The organism is Vallitalea sediminicola, from assembly GCF_054408565.1.
The window spans coordinates 47,652-66,631 of sequence record NZ_BTPT01000021.1 but is presented as its reverse complement, the minus strand read 5'-3'; the positions used below and the strand labels follow the sequence as shown (position 1 = coordinate 66,631).

The 18,980-nt window shown below is 30.6% G+C and carries 11 protein-coding genes, 1 tRNA gene and 1 pseudogene; 2 read left to right on the top strand and 11 right to left on the bottom strand.

Annotated elements, in window-relative coordinates:
- The 3 genes and pseudogenes from ACX6CF_RS09745 to ACX6CF_RS09735 all read right to left on the bottom strand — a co-directional run.
- Positions 1-477, bottom strand: a pseudogene (locus ACX6CF_RS09745) (hypothetical protein); the annotation flags it as partial.
- A gap of 124 nt (positions 478-601) precedes the next feature.
- Positions 602-3,280, bottom strand: coding sequence for a glycoside hydrolase family 38 N-terminal domain-containing protein (locus ACX6CF_RS09740; protein ID WP_458785133.1), 2,679 nt, complete (start codon positions 3,278-3,280; stop codon positions 602-604).
- 18 nt (positions 3,281-3,298) lie between these two features.
- Positions 3,299-4,174 carry a sugar phosphate isomerase/epimerase family protein gene (locus ACX6CF_RS09735; RefSeq protein WP_458785132.1) on the bottom strand — a complete coding sequence of 292 codons (876 nt, stop codon included), beginning with the start codon at positions 4,172-4,174 and terminating at the stop codon, positions 3,299-3,301.
- A gap of 435 nt (positions 4,175-4,609) precedes the next feature.
- On the opposite strand from ACX6CF_RS09735, the gene ACX6CF_RS09730 reads away from it, so the two are divergent.
- Entirely contained in the window at positions 4,610-5,035 is a 426-nt protein-coding gene (locus tag ACX6CF_RS09730; RefSeq protein WP_458785131.1) for an RNA polymerase sigma factor, read from the top strand.
- Positions 5,028-6,080, top strand: a complete 1,053-nt coding sequence (locus tag ACX6CF_RS09725) for a DUF4179 domain-containing protein (RefSeq protein WP_458785130.1) — start codon at positions 5,028-5,030, stop codon at positions 6,078-6,080. The genes ACX6CF_RS09730 and ACX6CF_RS09725 overlap by 8 nt, the downstream gene beginning before the upstream one ends.
- 60 nt (positions 6,081-6,140) lie before the next feature.
- Here the strand turns inward: ACX6CF_RS09725 and helD are convergent, their stop codons facing one another.
- The 8 genes from helD to ACX6CF_RS09685 all read right to left on the bottom strand — a co-directional run bounded on the left by helD (position 6,141) and on the right by ACX6CF_RS09685 (position 18,921).
- Positions 6,141-8,348, bottom strand: a complete 2,208-nt coding sequence (helD, locus tag ACX6CF_RS09720) for an RNA polymerase recycling motor HelD (RefSeq protein WP_458785129.1) — start codon at positions 8,346-8,348, stop codon at positions 6,141-6,143.
- Between the two features lie 260 nt (positions 8,349-8,608).
- Positions 8,609-11,440: an insecticidal delta-endotoxin Cry8Ea1 family protein gene (locus ACX6CF_RS09715; protein WP_458785128.1), complete on the bottom strand. Its 2,832-nt coding sequence runs from the start codon at positions 11,438-11,440 to the stop codon at positions 8,609-8,611.
- Between the two features lie 394 nt (positions 11,441-11,834).
- Positions 11,835-11,922, bottom strand: a tRNA-Ser gene (locus ACX6CF_RS09710).
- Between the two features lie 80 nt (positions 11,923-12,002).
- Positions 12,003-12,200: a cold-shock protein gene (locus tag ACX6CF_RS09705; RefSeq protein ID WP_458785127.1), complete on the bottom strand. Its 198-nt coding sequence runs from the start codon at positions 12,198-12,200 to the stop codon at positions 12,003-12,005.
- Between the two features lie 341 nt (positions 12,201-12,541).
- Positions 12,542-14,644 carry a glycoside hydrolase family 13 protein gene (locus ACX6CF_RS09700; RefSeq protein ID WP_458785126.1) on the bottom strand — a complete coding sequence of 701 codons (2,103 nt, stop codon included), beginning with the start codon at positions 14,642-14,644 and terminating at the stop codon, positions 12,542-12,544.
- Positions 14,645-14,679: 35 nt separating this feature from the next.
- Entirely contained in the window at positions 14,680-14,904 is a 225-nt protein-coding gene (locus ACX6CF_RS09695) for a hypothetical protein (protein WP_458785125.1), read from the bottom strand.
- A gap of 473 nt (positions 14,905-15,377) precedes the next feature.
- Positions 15,378-16,370: an asparaginase gene (locus tag ACX6CF_RS09690; protein ID WP_458785124.1), complete on the bottom strand. Its 993-nt coding sequence runs from the start codon at positions 16,368-16,370 to the stop codon at positions 15,378-15,380.
- Positions 16,371-16,545: 175 nt separating this feature from the next.
- Entirely contained in the window at positions 16,546-18,921 is a 2,376-nt protein-coding gene (locus ACX6CF_RS09685; RefSeq protein ID WP_458785123.1) for an ATP-dependent DNA helicase, read from the bottom strand.
- Positions 18,922-18,980: the final 59 nt, after the last annotated feature.

The window sequence follows — 18,980 nt, the reverse complement described above, 5'->3', positions numbered from 1 at the left end:
TCCAGTTTCTCCTGTCGCTCCGGTATCTCCTGTTTCTCCTATTGGTCCGGTTTCGCCTGTCGCTCCAGTATCTCCTGTTTCTCCTCTTCGTCCTCTTAGCCCTCTTGGTCCTCTTGCTCCTGTGTCTCCTGTTGCTCCTGTTTCTCCTGTTTCTCCTCTTCGTCCTCTTGGTCCTCTTGCTCCTGTGTCCCCTGTTTCTCCTGTTTCTCCCGTTGGTCCTCGCTTTCCTCTTTTACCTCTAGGTCCTCTTTCTCCCGTATCGCCCGTATCTCCTGTTGGCCCTCGCTTTCCTCTTGGACCTCTTGGTCCTCTTGGTCCTCTACAACAACATACCCAACAGCAATCATCAGTACAACATGAATCTAGGTCATCAAACCATTCTTCCATTTCTTCAAAATCAATTTCTTCGAATTCAATTTCATCCCAATCACATTCATATCTTCCGTGATTATGATTATGTTTCTTCTGCTTTTTCATTTCTCACATCCTTTTATATATTATTCTTATTATAATATATGTACAAGCATGTACTAATGTGAAAAATCAATTATAAATTAGGTACTCCCATAGATATTCAGTTAAATAATATCGTAATTATCACCTATTTTAATAATATTGTTTTAAACTCACTACCATCTAGCATCACACAGATTTTTTCTCTGCTCTTGAATTCTTTCTTTTCTGTAGTCTCATCTAACATTACTTCTGACACTTCTCTTTCTCCTATATTAATCAAATGAATCTTATCTTTCTCAACATCCTTAATATTTCCATTGAATACCCTTAAAATATATCCATCACTTTTTTCCGCTTTTTTGAATGCACTTAATACTACATTTCCTTCTGTAAATTCTAATAGTGAGTAGTTTTGTTTTTTATCTCTGTTTTCACTTTTGTTTAGGATGAAATACTCAAAGTTATTCTTGAATTCAGCTGCTTGATATACTTTCAGTGGAGTAAATGTTTCTTTGGAAAACTTTGATAAGTAATTTTCCTTGCAATCATTATATAATACTACTGAAAAATTGAATTTCATTTTCTTCAACAACTTTGCATCTGGAGTTTCCCATTCCATACCTGATGCTCTACCTGGTCTATCTAATAGATTGCCTTTACCCATATAAGGAATCGACCTAAACATTGTTACTGCTATTGTATCTAATCTTTCTCCAACGATTTGATATTCTCTAACACAATCTGTAAGCACCGCTACTCCATACTCTTTATTTTTCAATGTCACGAAACTCTGCATTGGCTCTATGGTTCTAGGTTTTTCAACCCAACCTTCTTTTTCCCATATCTCAACTTCTTTTAAGTACGTTGGTCTTTTGATACTACCAAATTGTTGATCTGCAATAGACACTTTTGATTCTATATCAGTTTTGAACAAGACTCTCATTCTATGCTCAATAGCTTTATTATCTATAGTTATATCTATATCTACTTTTCTTTCTCCAGTTTTTATTATCATTTCAACTTTTACATCTAATTCACTATTTAGTATATCTTTCTCTCTGGAAATAAGATTTTTCGGCATTTTCATTTTCATGTTATACGAAGCTTTTTGAACTAAGGAACTTCTTTCTATGGTCAAATCTAATATATCCGAAGGATTAGTATAGTAATATTTATCTTTTCTTGGCTCTGAATAATCATAAGTATCTCCGTCATCACCACTATCTTCTATCACAAAAAAACCTTTAATTTCATTTTTTGTTCCTTTATCAATTATTGCAATCCCATCTTTATTGGATACTTTTATTTTTATAAATTCATTTTCTATTATATTTTCAGTATCAGCAATATTACTTTCTACTGTTTTTTCTAACTCCTTGAAATATAAAGTTTTGTATCCCATAGATTCTACGTCTTTAACCTGTAGATACATCTCAGTCTCATATATTTTCACGTTTTCTTTTACCCAATTCGGATTATATTCACCATTAACACCTATCTCATCTAAAGAATCATTATGAATCTTTTCTGTAACATCCTTGCTATTTATAATATAATGTTTTTGCTCTACCCCTTGACTATCAACCACTTCAAAATTAGTTCCTGGTGTAAATAACCTTACCTTTATAATTTCACTTCTTTTGTATGGAAGGTAGTTATATACTTGAAATTGAAACACATCTTCCTCTGGTATACTTTGACCAATCAGTCTTGCGACTATTTCAAATAAATTATCAGCTAAATCATTTACTCTTTTGAATCTACCTTCAATGTCTTTGTTTACAGTATCAGAATTACACATTCCTATACTATCATGTGCGGCATTTTCAAACATTAATTTCCACATCTCTTCTATAGCTTTATGATTATATCTAATGCCCAAGCTATAAGCTATAGTACACATTGGTTCAATAATATTTACTAACTTATTTTCAGTTTTATTATTCAATATTTTTAAATCTGCACGAGTAGAAAAAATAGATTTATGTACTCTGCTTTTTTGTCCAAAAGTGAATTCTCCTTGATATGTAGGTATATTACCATTTTTTATTCCTTCAGATTCCAAAGCTTCTAAAGTATTGTACAGATTATTAATCTCTACGTCTAATCCTTGTTCTTTTGCCTTATCTATTATTTCCAATAAATCTCTTCTAATAGGTCTTTGATCTTGTCCATTCATAAGTAAGATATGATTACTAGTAGCGAATGGCAATAATTCCTCAAGCTTATTATTGAAATATTCTCTTATTTCATCTCTTTCTCCTGGTGGATTAATCATGTTACCATAATCTATTATATTATGAGTAAATACCTTAGAGCCACCTGGTCCTTCCCAATAAAATTCTGCCTTGTCGATTTGTTTTTCTGACTTTCCTCTTCTAAAAACACACTTATTTATGTTAAAAGCATTGTATATTTGTGGCATCTGAGCTGATTGTCCAAAACTATCTGGAACATATCCTACAAGCATTGTATTACCAAGTTCTTTAGCTCTATTCATACCATAGTACAGATTCCTGACTATAGATTCTCCTCCTATAACCATAAGATCTGATTGTGTATACCAAGGACCTATAATTAATCTTTCTGTAGATACTAGTTCTTTAATTAACTCCTCATCTTCAGGATAGTACTTTATATAATCATCAATAATAGATACTTGTGCATCCAGTAAAAAGTATTTAAACTCTTCATTTTCCTTTAAGTAATCCATTGCCTCTTTAAAGTTATGCAGTGCAAACATTAATGCTTTTGATGATACAAAATACCATTCCCTATCCCAATGAGTATGGGGCATAATTGAAATTTTGCTCTGTCTATTCATAAAAATGTCCTTTCGTATCTATTTTGCCAAGTTCAACAAATATTCACCTATCTCTACAGAATGTTTTAAAGCAGTTTCTCTGAGCTCAATAGGTATTTTATTTGTAAAGTTATGAATCTCATATGTAAAATCATATTTATAATCAATTTCTTTTAAAGTCTTCATAAGTGGAACCCAATCTATTTGACCATAAAAAGGTGCTACATGATCATCTCTTTCGCCTGAATTGTCTGCTACATGAGTTGCAGATAATCTTTTTCCTATCTGTCTTAAAGCTTTGTTTTGATCAATTCCCATTAAGTTTCCATGTCCAAAATCCCAACATATCCCTACTGACGAATCATTAATACTATCAACAATACTAATCAATTCCTCAACTGTTCCTGTATATCTTCGCTTTCTTTCAATAGGAAGTTCAAAAAGATTTTCTATAGCAATTCCTGTTCCTACTTTTTTAGCAAGTTCTATGTGCGGTGCAAAATATTCAAGATTACTTTTTTTAGATTTTTCTACTGACAAACCATTATCATAAACAGTACCTGCATGAAAAACGACCCACTTGACTCCTAATTTTGCAGAACCTATAATTGCTCTACGAACAAGTTCTTCACGCCAAGGACGATCTTCAATAGTCATGTCACATACATTGTAAAATGCTGAGTGAGACTGTGAAAATTCTATTCCAAGCTTAGCCCCCAGTTCACCAATACTGTCAACCCATTCTTCCCAATTATCAAATGTAAGGGGCATTCCCTCATTTGACATATCACAAAAATTGATATCAAGCACCTTATAACCTGCCTTTGCACAGGCTTCTATACATTCTTCAAGTGTTATGCTATTCTGAATACTCTGATACCTATCCATAATATTTGTTGATGTTGATAACCTCATAATGTAACCCTCCTTATACATATTTAAAATATTACATAACCATTATGTTAACTCTATTAATAAACATGTGTATATAGAAAAACTATTTTTAATTACTTTTTTGTAAGTATACATTATTGTTAATTGCAATAATAGGGAATTTTTTGCTCTTATTATGGCTTATTCTGTTTTTTTATTTGCTCACTCCAACATGCACTATATATGAACTTAATGAGCCTACTATACTATCTGTGTGTTAAAATAATATGAGATGTTTATTAACGGTTTCAATCACTATTATATACAAGTCATAAATTCAAGAACTTTTTTTTAAATCGATTGTAGCTTTTTATATAGTTAAAGGGTATTAATAGTGAAAGGGGAATTTAATTTATGGAAAATGAATCATTACGTACGGATGATTGCATAGATAATGTAATAAGATTTTATTCAAATATGGTATATCGTTTGGCATTCTCTCAAGTGAGAAACAATAGTGATGCTGATGACATATTTCAAGAAGTATTCCTGAGATACCTGAAAAAGCAACCACAATTTGAGAATGAAGAACATAGAAAAGCATGGTTGATCAGAGTTACTATCAACTGTACAAAAAAGTTTTGGGCATCATCATGGCTGAAGAAAACAGCTCCACTAGATGAAAATATTACTTTTGAATTCAGTGAAGAGAATGATTTAAACTACGAGCTTCAGAAATTATCACGAAAATATAGAACCGTAATACACTTGTTCTACTATGAAGACTTGAGTATTGCGGAAATAAGTGAAATCTTGAAACAAAAACCATCTACTATTAGAACACAGCTTACCCGGGCAAGACGCAAACTGAAAGAAATTTTAAAGGAGGATTACCATGTTTAGAGAAAAATATAATCACATGAATGAACAGATTTATCCATCAACAGAACTTGTTAATAAAACAATTAGTTCAGCTAATTCAACTATATCAAGAAAAAAACAACATAAGTTAATATTTCGTAAACCTATAATTATAGTAGCTATGCTTACGATTTGCATATTTACAACTATACCTATATTGGCAGCTAGAGTACCTGCCGTTTATGAATTGATGTACCATCTTTCTCCTAATGTAGCACAGTTTTTTATTCCAGTTCAAAAATCTTGCGAAGATAATGGAATTAAGATGGAAGTAGTTTCTACTTATATCCATGACGATACGGCAGAAATTTATATTACGATGCAAGACCTTACAGGTAACAGAATTGATGAAACCACCGATCTGTATGATAGTTATTCAATACATCGTCCATTCAATAGTTCAGCAACTTGTCAGCTTGTTGGATATGAAGATACTACCAAAACTGCAACATTCCTTATCTCCATAACTGCATGGGGAAACAAAAATATAACAGGAGACAAGATAACATTTTCAGTAGGAGAGTTTATAAGTGATAAACATATATACGAGGATATCCCAATAGATATTGTCCTTTCAACAATACGAGTAGCCTCTGAAACTAAGGAAGTAGAAATAATTGGTGGGGGTGGTTCGAACTTTGAAAAATTCTTGTCAAATGAATCTACCACAAATGTACTATTTACCTCTCAACCAATGGATTTTCCTGTTGAGGGTATGGATTTTACAGGTATTGGTTATGTGGATGATATGCTGCATATTCAAATAGGTGTTACTAATCCATTAAATAATGATAATCATGGATTTTTTACCCTAAAAGATAAAAACGGGAATGAAATTAAATGCGATTATAATATTTCATTTACAGATACTTCTACTGATGGTGAGCGAATAGATTATATTGAATATATGTTTGATATTCCACAAGCTGAAATAGAGCAATATTCTCTTATGGGAGATTTTGTTACAAGTGGTTTATTTACAGAAGGGAATTGGCAAGTGACATTTCCTTTAGATTCGGATAAGTAAAAGATTAAAATTATTGTTCAATTAAAAGGGTCTACGCTCAAAGTCGTAAACCCTTTTAACCTACTTTAACAACTCACTACATTCCTTCACATAATATATTTTTAGCTCATGTAATGCCCTTGTCATACATACATATAACAACATCCCATCTAATTTATTTGTTTTATAATTATCTCCTCCTCCGGGAATAATGACACAATCAAATTCTAATCCTTTTGCAAGATATGAGGGTAACAATACAACTTGCTGACTGTACTCTGATTCTCTATCCTTTAACCATTGAACCTTAATTCCTTTATTCGTCATTTGATTATACATTTTTTCACACTGCTGATTATTTTTACATATAATTGCTATAGAATTATACTTCTCTATAAATTTATTTATTTCTGTGGCAATATTATCTACTATATCTTCATAACTATCTTTTTTAATTTTTTGTACTTGCGAACCATGCCTAAGTACTGGATGTGCCATTATGATATTTTCATCTTCTACTTTTCCAATTACTTCATTAGCTGCATTCATGATCTCTACTGTAGTACGATAACTCTGCTGCAGATACTTTATTTGACATTGATCCTTGAATACTAGTTGTTTAACATCTTCCCAATCACTAGTACCTCTATGATAATTAATACCTTGGGCAATATCTCCAAGTATAGTAAATGTAGCTTCCTTCATTATATCGCTTAATATATAATATTGAAAAGTTCCAAAATCTTGTCCTTCATCTATTACAATGTGCTTAGTGTTTGATATATTCTTAGCACCTATTAATTTATGTTGTAAATACATGAGGGCTGGTAGGTCTTCTATTTCAATCATTTTATTTGTTCGGATATTTTTGGACATTTCTTTAAAGTAATCCATTAAAGATTCTTTATCACTTATGAGCTTTTTAATGAATTTATCTTTTATCAAGAACCGTTCATAATATTTGAGTATTGATTGTTTAGGCTCTTTCAAATAAGTATTCATCAGTTTTATGAAATTCTTTTTCATATTTTTTATGCGAATTTGTTGCTCTAGATGAATTTTTTTAATCTCTTCATTGTGATTAACTATGTTATTTTCAGTCTTTTCAATGTTAATTTGCATTTGGTTTATAGTTGCATATATATTATCCTCTATATCACTTTTACTATTTTCAAATCTTGTAGTCATTAATTTCTTAACCAATTTTATACTTTTCAATACAGAATATCTTTTATAGTTCTCATAAAATATTCTAGATAATTCACTTGCCTCTATTATTAGAACACCTTCAAATATTAAATCATCTTTAGGAAGTATTTCATTAATTATCCCATTAACGAATTCTTCAAGTATCCCTTTATATTTCAAGTCAGTTTTTATACGAGATATTGTTCTTAATGATTCTACCAATTTCTTATCACTTTCATTTTCAATAATCTTTTTTAATTTATCATCATCTTCACTTATATAAAAAAGTTCTGGTACAACATCTTTTGTTAGGACTTCCATAGTCGTTTGTTCTACATCTTCTACACCTAATTCTGGTAACATATCCTCTATATATTGTAAAAACAGCTTATTGGGCGCAATGATCATGAATTCATCCGGTCTATATCTATGTTGATACGTATAGATTAAATATGCAATTCGATGTAATGCAATGGTTGTCTTTCCACTTCCAGCAACCCCTTGTATAATTAGCGATTTCGTTAAATCTGCTCGAATGATTTCATTCTGTTCTGATTGAATTGTCGAAACAATATCTTTTAATTTTGTATCCTTTTTATCTTCTAATGCTTCTAAAAGCATTTCATCTATTGCTGACACATCAATATCTGTTATTTTATCCAGATGTCCATTTTCAATCTTATAGTTTCTTTTTAATAATAACTCCCCACCAATAGTACCTGCTGGACAATTATAATCCACACTTCCAATATTGCCATCATAATACAGAGTAGAAATTGGTGCTCTCCAATCCGTTATAATCATGACTCCATCTTCATCACTATCAGTATCCATTAAAGATGCTTTACCTATATAAATATTTTCCAGCTTATCTTGATTTTTTTCTCTAAAATCAATTCTTCCAAAATAGGGATTATGAACTGACATTTCTAGCTTTTTCATTCTTTGGTTATCCATATATACTATTTCCGCAATAACCTCCTCATTTAATACAGTATAGGTTTTATTACTTAACAATACTATTTCCTCTTTAATCCTTTTTTTGATATATTCTAATCTTTCCTTTTCTTCCATATACTCCTTATGCATTTTAGCTTCCATGATTTTTTACCTCCATATCTATTACATTCGAATGTATCTCTTATTCTATATAAAATAAAAAAAATTACTAGACTTATACTTTGATTTGTGTTATAGTATTGAATACAAGTTTACCTAATTTTCGAGTTGATATTATTTATAAATTACACTAAATATATTCTTACTTTTAAGTATAAAAACCACAACAATTTATTTGCTAAATTGTCGTGGTTTTATTAATTGAAGGACATGGAATTAGAGCTTTCTATCTATCAAGATATTTATGGAGTTATCGTACGAATCTTTAATGAGGATATACTATTGTCGCCAATAAAGTCATCCTCTAAAGAATAATCGCTGGCTTTAATAACTTGAGATTTCCCTCCTAAATCAATATCTTCAAATGCTTCTACTTGATAATCTCCTATAATTTTTATGGATGATATTGTATCATTATCAAGCCCAAATCCATACCATGAATGAAAATTACCTGATACTAATCTAACCCATTCTCCTGAATAACCAGTATCTTTATAAATAAAGACTCCTTCTTGTAGCTTAGTTGAATCAACTTTATTAATCTTGATAGATGAAATTTGATTATCACCAATAACATTATCGCTTAAATCTGAATCACTTGCCTGTAAATACGAATACTTTCCTCCATAATTTTCGTTTTCATATGCTTTTACTACATAATCTCCAACAATTCTTATTGATGACACTGTATCATTTGCAATCCCAATTGAATCAGTATTAATACAGTCAAATGAGACTTTTGTTTCTATACCACCATAATTCTTCTCGCTGTACAAATAGACTCCTTCATTACCACCTTTGACAATTCGTAAGGATTGTATATCATAGTTAATATTAAGATTAGGATTACTATTTGTAAAAGTATGTGACGTTCCTGAAAAATATGTATTTTCAAAACCTGTTATTGTATAATCTCCATCAAATTTGATTGATTTAAAATCATAACCATATATGCTATATAAATTCATAATCTTGTTATTACATGAATCTTTAAAAAGTGCTGTTCCTTGGTAATTTATATCAGTAAATAAGTCTACTTCAACTGGTTCTTCAATTATTGCTGGATCCTTTGGCTGAATGTAGTCGTAGTCTAGAGTTTCATCTTCATATATTGTTATAGGCTTAAATTCAATGCTTGAAAGTAACGGCTGAGAACCGTTAGTTGTTTCAATTTTTATTTCATTAATTCCCTTTTTCAGCCTTACTGTTGCAATATTATAAAGATCATATGTACCATTATCCGTAACAAAACCATTTGTAGACATATTCAATGTTGTTTCTGCAACATTAGCATATACACCTGTATCATAATTTAATAAATAAGTTGTAATTTCTGTATTATTACTTGTACTGCTTGCACGATAACGAATTTGGAAGTCTCCTTCTACAGGAGAATATATTTTATATCCTGTAATATATGGTTTTATAGAATCTCCACCCAACAGTAATTCATCTGTCTGTTCATCATAAGTACTAAAGTTATATTTCTCTGCTGGAATTATGGATATCCTATCATCAAAAACCACGTTATCATAATTGCTAAATTTAGGTCTAAATTCAAATACTACACCTAGGATCGAATGATTTAATCCCTCTGGCTTACCAGAAGACACATCGAAATTTTCTCTTTTCCATAAACTGTATCCATCATAGCTAAAATCCCATGTTTTACCATCCTCAGATTTAATTCCTATATCCGTACCATTAATGCCATATGCCATAGGTACTATATACGAAACTGCCTCATTTTCTCCCGGTATAGATCCAGTATGAGTACTCACAGCATCAATATCTCTAAGTACTCCTGTACTTTGTAGATTCATGCCCATTGTATAATCTGAATAACTATTGTATATACTTGCATCTATAGGACTAATATCTATAACTGTTACCAAATTAGAACTATCATAAGATTTATATCCAATTGTAACAGGCTGTGGCTGCATCCTCTCATAAATATCAATTTCGTCATAAGTATTAAAATTGTTTCCACCAGCATGATTACCTATTCCTACTATAGGTGAGTATATATGTTCAACTTGTTCAAAATTGACATTATCTGGGTAATTCTCAATATCATAATATGTCCATAAGCTTGCTAAATCTAAAACATTCATTCTCATATATCTCTTATAGTCATTAATGTAATTCCATCGATACGTCTCTACATTTCGTGCAGGCTCTAAATCATATACACCAACTGATTCTGGAAACTCAGTCATGACATCGTCTTGTTTTCTCGAATTTAGCCCTTCTTGATATATTCTTTGCACATATTGTCTATAGTCTTTAACTTTATTTTTTATATCCTGAGTATAAAGATTTACTTTGGCATTAGAATATCCCCATTCCAACCCATTTAAAGCTAAATCTCTTAATAAGGTTAAATGGAGGTTAGCCATCAAAGTGAATAATGGTAACGATACCACTTCATAACCATCCTTTTGGAAATTCGAAATATATTGTTCTATATTTGATAAATATTCGTCAGCTGAGGAACGAAGTTCACTTTTTAGAGTTTCTAACGAATCATTTGTAGGATTCTCTAAATATTTTGAATAAAGTACTAAACTCTCTCTATATCTGTCCGCATTATTTAAGATTCCTAAAATGTTAGTTGAAAGTACTCTTAATGTATCTTGGGAAAATTCGTAATTTATGACAGCACACATTTCATCTTTAATATTAGCTTCAAGTTCAGGTATAGAATCTGGTATGAACAAACCTGCTACACTAGATACAAGTGCTCCTACCTGTGGAATACAACCTATCGCTCCTGTTACAACAGCTTTAGTTGCTGTCACTCCATCTTCAATAGGTAAATCCACACCTGGAATAAGGTCAAAGCCAGGATCATCAAGTAATGCATTTTGAACGTCCAAATAATTATCAGTTTCTAATAATTGAATCAACTCTTCAGTCGTCATATTAAAAATTCTTGCTCGTGTATAACTATTAATGTCTTCAAAAATATCATTCGTTTGGGTTGCCGTCACACTTAAAGTGAATATTTGGATTAACATTACAGTTATCAATATAAAGCTTATAATTAATTTTCTTCCCTTTTTTTTCATGCCTTTTCCTCCATAATCTTAGTATGTTCTATATAGATTTAATCCTAGATAATTTTGGCATATTCTATATAGTTTTAGTTCTACTTACTGATTTTTATATTAAAGCTGCAGCATTAATAACATTTTGATTATAAAAGGTATCTACATTATTATTAATTTGAAAATTTCATCATTCTTTATATTATACTATATTTTCACATTATTCTTACTTTTAATCATTATATCAATTTATTTAATTGTGTTCAATTGTTTTTATAAAAATAATCATATATTTATATTTTTTATAACATTTTATAATATTTATCAATTTGCAAATTACATAAATTTATTAATTTTTGTGCAACTATAACAAAAAAGAGTCTACAACCAAAAGCTGTAGACTCTCATACAAAAACGGAGAGATAGGGATTTGAACCCTAGGTGCGGTTTTGCCGCACAATGGTTTTCGAGACCATCACCTTAAGCCACTCGGACATCTCTCCAAATACACTTAACTATTATATCACTAAATTTTCCAATAAAAAAGACCTAAAGATAAAATCTTTAGGTCACTTTATTAAAATTATAAACTCATAATATTTTCAGCTTGAGGACCTTTAGCACCTTCAACAACGTCAAAAGAAACTTTTTCGCCTTCTTCTAAAGTTTTGAATCCGTCTTTTTGAATTTGTGAATAATGAGCGAATACGTCATTTCCTTCATCTGTTGAAATAAAACCAAAACCTTTGTCTGAATTAAACCATTTAACTGTACCTGTCATAATATCTTACCTCCGAATTTTTATTTTTCCTTATATCACTTGTAAATAATTCATCAATAAAAATTCGAACTATATTATAAAATCTAATATTAGATAATTCTCGTTTATTAACTTGATAATTTTTTACTTATAATGCAAGGTTCTATATAATCATATACTATTTCAGAAAAAAATCAAGGGTTTTTCGAAAAAAAATTAAATTTTTTTCATTTTTTTTGAAAAAACACCCCTTATTTTACTAAACGCGTATTATTAGATCTAAAATATGCTCTTTATTAAGCTTTTTGGTTATAAAATAAGTTAAAATATAATGAACGATTATTAGAAAGTACTATCATTTTCTAACCAGCGATAATTATAGAACTATATTTTGGTAATGTTAATCTTATTTTTCCTCTTCTGACTTCATATTTTTCATTATCTATGTTAAAACTATCTTGAGTCGTAAGTATTATTTTTTCCATACTGTCTAAATCTGTTATACCCAACTCCCAAACAGGAATATCAAAGCTTTTTTCTTCATTGTTATTATTGACTGCAATTGCTAGTTTGTTTTTGTCATCCCATCTTCCATAACTGATAATACCCCACTCTCCATATAGATATTTCAATGAACCTGTCCTAAGGGCTTTATATCTTTTATGGATTGATATTATTTCTTTATGGAATCCTAATAGTTCTTGGTCTTCATTTCCCCATGGAAAGGCTCTCCTATTATCAGGATCAGTCCACCCACATAGACCTGCTTCATCACCATAATATATAGTAGGTGCTCCCTGCCAAGTCATTTGTATTACTACTGCCTCTTTCATAATCCCTTTATTAATATTCTCATTAGCCTTCTCAGGACCAAGATTGTTGGTTCTACCTACCATATGATTAGTTCTAGTCATGAATCTTGAATGATCGTGATTAGATAATTCGTTCATTGCTGTTAATAACGACCCAGTTAGAAAACTTTGCATATTATGAGTCATAGTCTCAAAAAAAGCTTTATGATTATTAAGCAATTCTCCTTTAAATTCATCACTATGTTTCTCTAATCCTGTCAAAAACCAAGTAACCGGCTCCATGAATGCATCATAGTTCATAACTGTATCCCATTGATCTCCCAAAAGCCAATCCCTGGAATCGTCATAATGCTCAGCAAGAATAATAGCTTCATCATTAGCTGATTTTACAGATTTTCTGAAATCTCTCCAAAACATATGATTGAATTCTTGAGAATATCCAAGATCAGCTGCCACATCTAATCTCCATCCATCAGCATTATAAGGCGAACTAACCCATTTCTTCCCTATATTCAATATATAGTTATATAGTTCTTTTGAACCTTCATAATTAAGTTTCGGCAGAGTCTCATATCCCCACCAACCATCATAATTAGTATTGTTAGGCCACTCACATCTGCAATGGAAATGAAAAAATCTAGTATATGGACTGTTCTTTGATTCATATGCCCCTATATCATATTCAGTTTGATTCTTATATATATTCTCTCTATCCAGCCATTTATTGAATGAACCACAATGATTGAAAACTCCATCAAGGATGATCTTCATACCTCTTGAATGTACTTCTTTTATAAGTTCCATCAATAATTTATTACTGGCTTCTAGATTCTCTTTATTAGTGGTCCTCATTATATATTTTGTTGCGTATTCATTACATGGATTATTATTATCAAGAACGTCCCCGCCATCATTAACTACAACACCAAAGTGAGGGTCAACATAATCATAATCTTGAGTATCATATTTATGGTTAGAGGGTGAAACAAAGATAGGGTTAAGATATAATACATCAACACCTAGATCATTTAGATAATCTAGTTTTTCAATAATCCCTTTAATATCTCCACCATAGAAATCTCTTACACTATCAGCATCTGGATGCACATGCCAGTCATTTATTCTTCTAGTTAACTTTTCTACATACAAGTATTCATTATCTACAACATCATTGGATTTATCGCCATTGTGAAATCTATCAACAAATATTTGATAAAAAACTGCCCCTTTAGCCCAGTCAGGAGTTTTGAATCCAGGTGATATCCTATAATTGAAATGAGTATTAGGTTCACGACTAATACCTCTTTTATTATAATAACATCTAAAATTACCTATATTTATTTCAAAATAATAATCTAGAATATCTTCTTCAAGCCTAATTTCTCCTGCATAATAATCAAATAATTCATCTGATTCATCTATATATAATTCAAGTCTATTTTCATTATAGATTACAAATGCATTTTCTATATTATCTTTCTTGGTTCTTAATCTAACTTTTACTGATTGATTTGCCTTTGGTTCAGAAGGTATTCTATATTCAATGGTTCCATCACTAAAAACAGCTCTTTCATCTAATATTGGTTTATTATTATCCATATACAGTAATAATCTTTGTGCTAATGAAAGTTCTTTGAACGTCTTATGTAACATAGGATAGCCAAGCCTCCTTATTCTATCTTCTAGAACTAATCCTCAACAATATCATATCCCCAATTATATAAGTGATCAATTCTATTATTATATTTTGTTATCGCTTCTCTTTTTGAAGTAAAAACATCTGTATTTATATACACTGTCATATTACTTCTTACATCATTTCCAATTTCAATCACTTTTTTATTATTAGCATTTAAGATTAATTTTATAAAATTATTTCTTTTTAGGAAACAACTTTTATAATATGTTCTCACCACTATCACCTCTATACACTATATTCATTACTAATATAAGTTATACAAGTTAATGTTACCTCTAATAATGTTGTTATCTTAATAACTTATCTTCGTTTATATTCTGTCCAAATATTAGCAAATATTTCATAGAATATAGTAATTTACATAAAAAGGCTATAGGAAACTTTCCTGCAACATAAAAAAGACAGCCTACCGATCGGCTGTCTTTTCCCTTTAAGGAGAAGGTATTTGTTCTTATGGGGTGTAGCAAAAACTTTATTATTTATATATATTGTATTGGGGGGTTTTACAATAATAATTATAGCATTAACCCAGAAATAAGTGTGCATAAACTTTCAATAATTTGACTATTTTTATTAGTAGTATTATACAACGAATAATTTGATCAATTTATGTCCCTTTCAATTATATACAAAAAGGTCAAACTAATAAAGCTAGTTTTTGCACAGCCCCATTTTTTAACAATTTTTTTATATTTTTTTGTATAAATCTTTCTCAAAAATTTGCCTTACTTCACCCACATCTTTAGTTACTCCTAGAACTATCATTAATTTAATTCTTGCCTTCTGTCCTGATAGATTATCTCCTAATACGACTCCCATATCCCTTAATTGTCTTCCTCCACCTTTGTATCCATAAGAATCAAGAACTCTGCCTTTTGCACATCTTGATACTATGACAACCGGAATATCCAAGTCAATAGCTCTCTTAATACCTTTTAACATAGTTGGTGGTACATTCCCTCTACCTAAAGCTTCTATGACTATACCTCTATAATTATTATCAACCAGATAATCTATGAATACTGAACCAAGACCAGCTACAGCTTTAATGAGAGCAACTCTATTTTCGATTTTTTCTGTAGTAATCTTAGATGCTTTTTTCCTATCTCTGTAATATATAACTTGGTCAGAGTCTACAATACCAAGAGGACCGAAGTCCATACTCTGAAATGTGTCAAGACTTAATGTATGAGTTTTAGTTACTTCGTCAGCTGCATTTACTTGATTATTCATGACTACCAATACACCTTTGTTCTTAGATTCTTCAGAACAAACTGTGCATATTGAAGCAGCCAGATTAGCAGGGCCATCATATCCAAGTTCTGAACCATTACGCATTGATCCAGTTACGACAACAGGTTTTTCTGAATCAATAATAAGGTCAAGAAAATACGCCGTTTCTTCAAGAGTATCTGTACCGTGTGTAATAACTACTCCTTCTATATCTCCTCTACTTAAAAGTTCGTTAGTGACTCTTGCAATGTCTAACATCATGTTGGGAACGATATGAGGTCCAGGATAAGCACCATAGTGTATAACTTCAATCTGTGCCATCTTTTCTATACCTGATACCTTAGATATGATATCTTTATCCGAAAGTGCTGGTATAGCTGCTTTTAACCTTTCATCAACCATCATTGATATTGTTCCACCAGTAAAAATTAATGCGACTTTTTTCATCTAAAACCCCATCCTTCCATCTATATATGTTGAACTTAAACATCTACACATCCATTTCTATAAGTCCAATATATTTCCCTTGATTTTATAAGCCTAATAGAGCTAAATAATTGCTGACTATATAGAAATTATTTAATTCAACTTATATATAAACCCTTTTAATAATTATTAATTCTCAATTATATGCTTTCTCTGTAGATATATTTTTCCAGAAATCATTAACTCTCTCTCTCAATAGATCACTAGATGCATAATGAGCATGATTCCATTCATAAGGAAAAATCCTTTTATAATAATTACTACCAAATCTCTCATCTATAAGAACAACGATTCCTACATCATTCATTGTTCTTATTACCCTTCCTGCTGCTTGCATGACCTTATTCATCCCAGGATACATATAAGCATATTCAAAGCCGTTATTCGATGCATTATCAAAGTAATTCTTGATAAGATTCCTTTCATTGCATATAGAAGGTAACCCAACCCCTACAATAACTGCGCCACTAAGTTTTTCTCCTGCTAAATCTATACCTTCACCAAACATACCCCCTAGTACTGCAAAAGCTACAAATGAAGTCTCTCTCTCATCATGAAATTCTCCTAGAAAATCTTCTTTCTCACTTTCGCTAAGTCCTCTTTCTTGTTTTACAATATTTATATCATCATCTTCTATTATGTTGATATACGTGTCATATACCTCATCCAGATACTTATAGGATGGAAAAAATATGATGTAATTACCCTTTTTCCCCTTAACTGTATTATATATAGTCTCTACAACATTAATATAAGTATTTTGCCTGTTCTTATATTTTGTAGATACCTTGTTATCTATTAAAATACATAGATTTTCTTGTTCGAAGGGAGATTCTAGAGTCAAACCATAATTCTTTTCATTACCTCCAAGTATCTTAACAAAATAATCCATCGGTGTTAATGTAGCTGAAAATAGCACAGTAGATTTTGCATTCCCCATATAATCTCTTAGATTCCCCGATGGATCTAAGCAAAAAAGCTTTATCATAACATCATCTTGTATCTTTTCATAATAAGTTATATATCTATCATCATAGAGTTCTGCTTTTTTAACAAAATCATAGCTATCAAAATAAAAATCCAATAATTCATCCATATGTTCCCATTCAACCAAATTGGCAAATATCTTTTCTGTTCTGTGTATGACCCCTCTAAGTATATCTACAAAATCCTCAGAATAATATTCTTCCACTAAGAAATCTCCTACGATTTCACATTCATGTCTCTTTTCAATCATAAAGCTATTCAATCTTCCTAGGTACCTATAAAGAGTTTTATCAATATCCTTGACTTTCCTTCTTAACTTTAATATAGGCTTTTTATACATACTGGCAGAATACATTTCCCTTGCTCTGTCAACTAGGTTATGAGCTTCGTCAATGAGAAATGTATAGCTTCCATTACCTTCAACAAAAAATCTTTTTAGTACTGCGCTAGGGTCAAAAGCATAATTGTAGTCACATATGATACAATCGCTGAAAAGTGCTAAGTCAAGGGTCAACTCATAAGGACACACTTGATATTTCTTAGAATATTCTAAAATAGTATCCCTGCTATAATCATCAGCTACAGTTAACAACTCACTGATAACTCCGTTTATTCTGTCATAATGTCCTTTTGCATATTTACAATATTTACTGTCACATTTTTTCTCATCATTCAAGCATATCTTATCTTTTGCAGTTATAAGAACCCTTTTTAATTTTAAACCATCGTTTTCTAGTAACTTGATTGCTTTTTCTGCTACATCCCTTCCAATTGTCTTTGCTGTAAGATAAAATATTTTAGATTTTTTCTTATCCATAGTCTTTATTGCAGGATAGAGTGTCCCCATGGTTTTTCCTATACCCGTTGGAGCTCTGGCGAATAACTTTTCATCTTCCATTATTACTTTATATACACTATTCATAAATTTCCTTTGACCTTTTCTAAAAGAATCAAATGGAAATTGTAAATCTTTAATACTGTCATCTCTTAATCTATTGTAATCAATAATTTTCTTGGCAAATTCTATATATATATTTATTACACTAAAATAAAATTCTTCTAATTCCTTAAAAGTAACTTCTTCTTGAAATTGTTTTATGGCATAACTACCAAGCTCAACATATGTTAACTGAACTATCAACTTGTCTATGTTTTTTTGTTTGCCATATATATATGCATACATCTTCCCTTGAGCTAGATGCAATTTATTATAATCTTCATCTATGTTTTCTAATGATTTGGCTACTGATTTTATTTCATCAATAATTATTATATCCTCAAAAATAATACCGTCAATACGACCATTTATCTCAAGTTCTATATCATCAATCAACACTTTATCTTTAACTGGTACTTCTGATTCATATGCATCATATTCTTTACTGAATCTCTTCTGAATTTTTTGGTGTGCTTTTATACCATCAGCTGCTCTGCTTGATGTTAAAAAAACTGATTTTATATCACCTGAACGCAGAACGAATTCTATGAGTTCTCTTACTGATATACTTAATTTATTAGAAAACATTTCAATACCTCATTTATTTTTAGTATACTGTTTATTTTTAGCAATTATTTAATTCAACT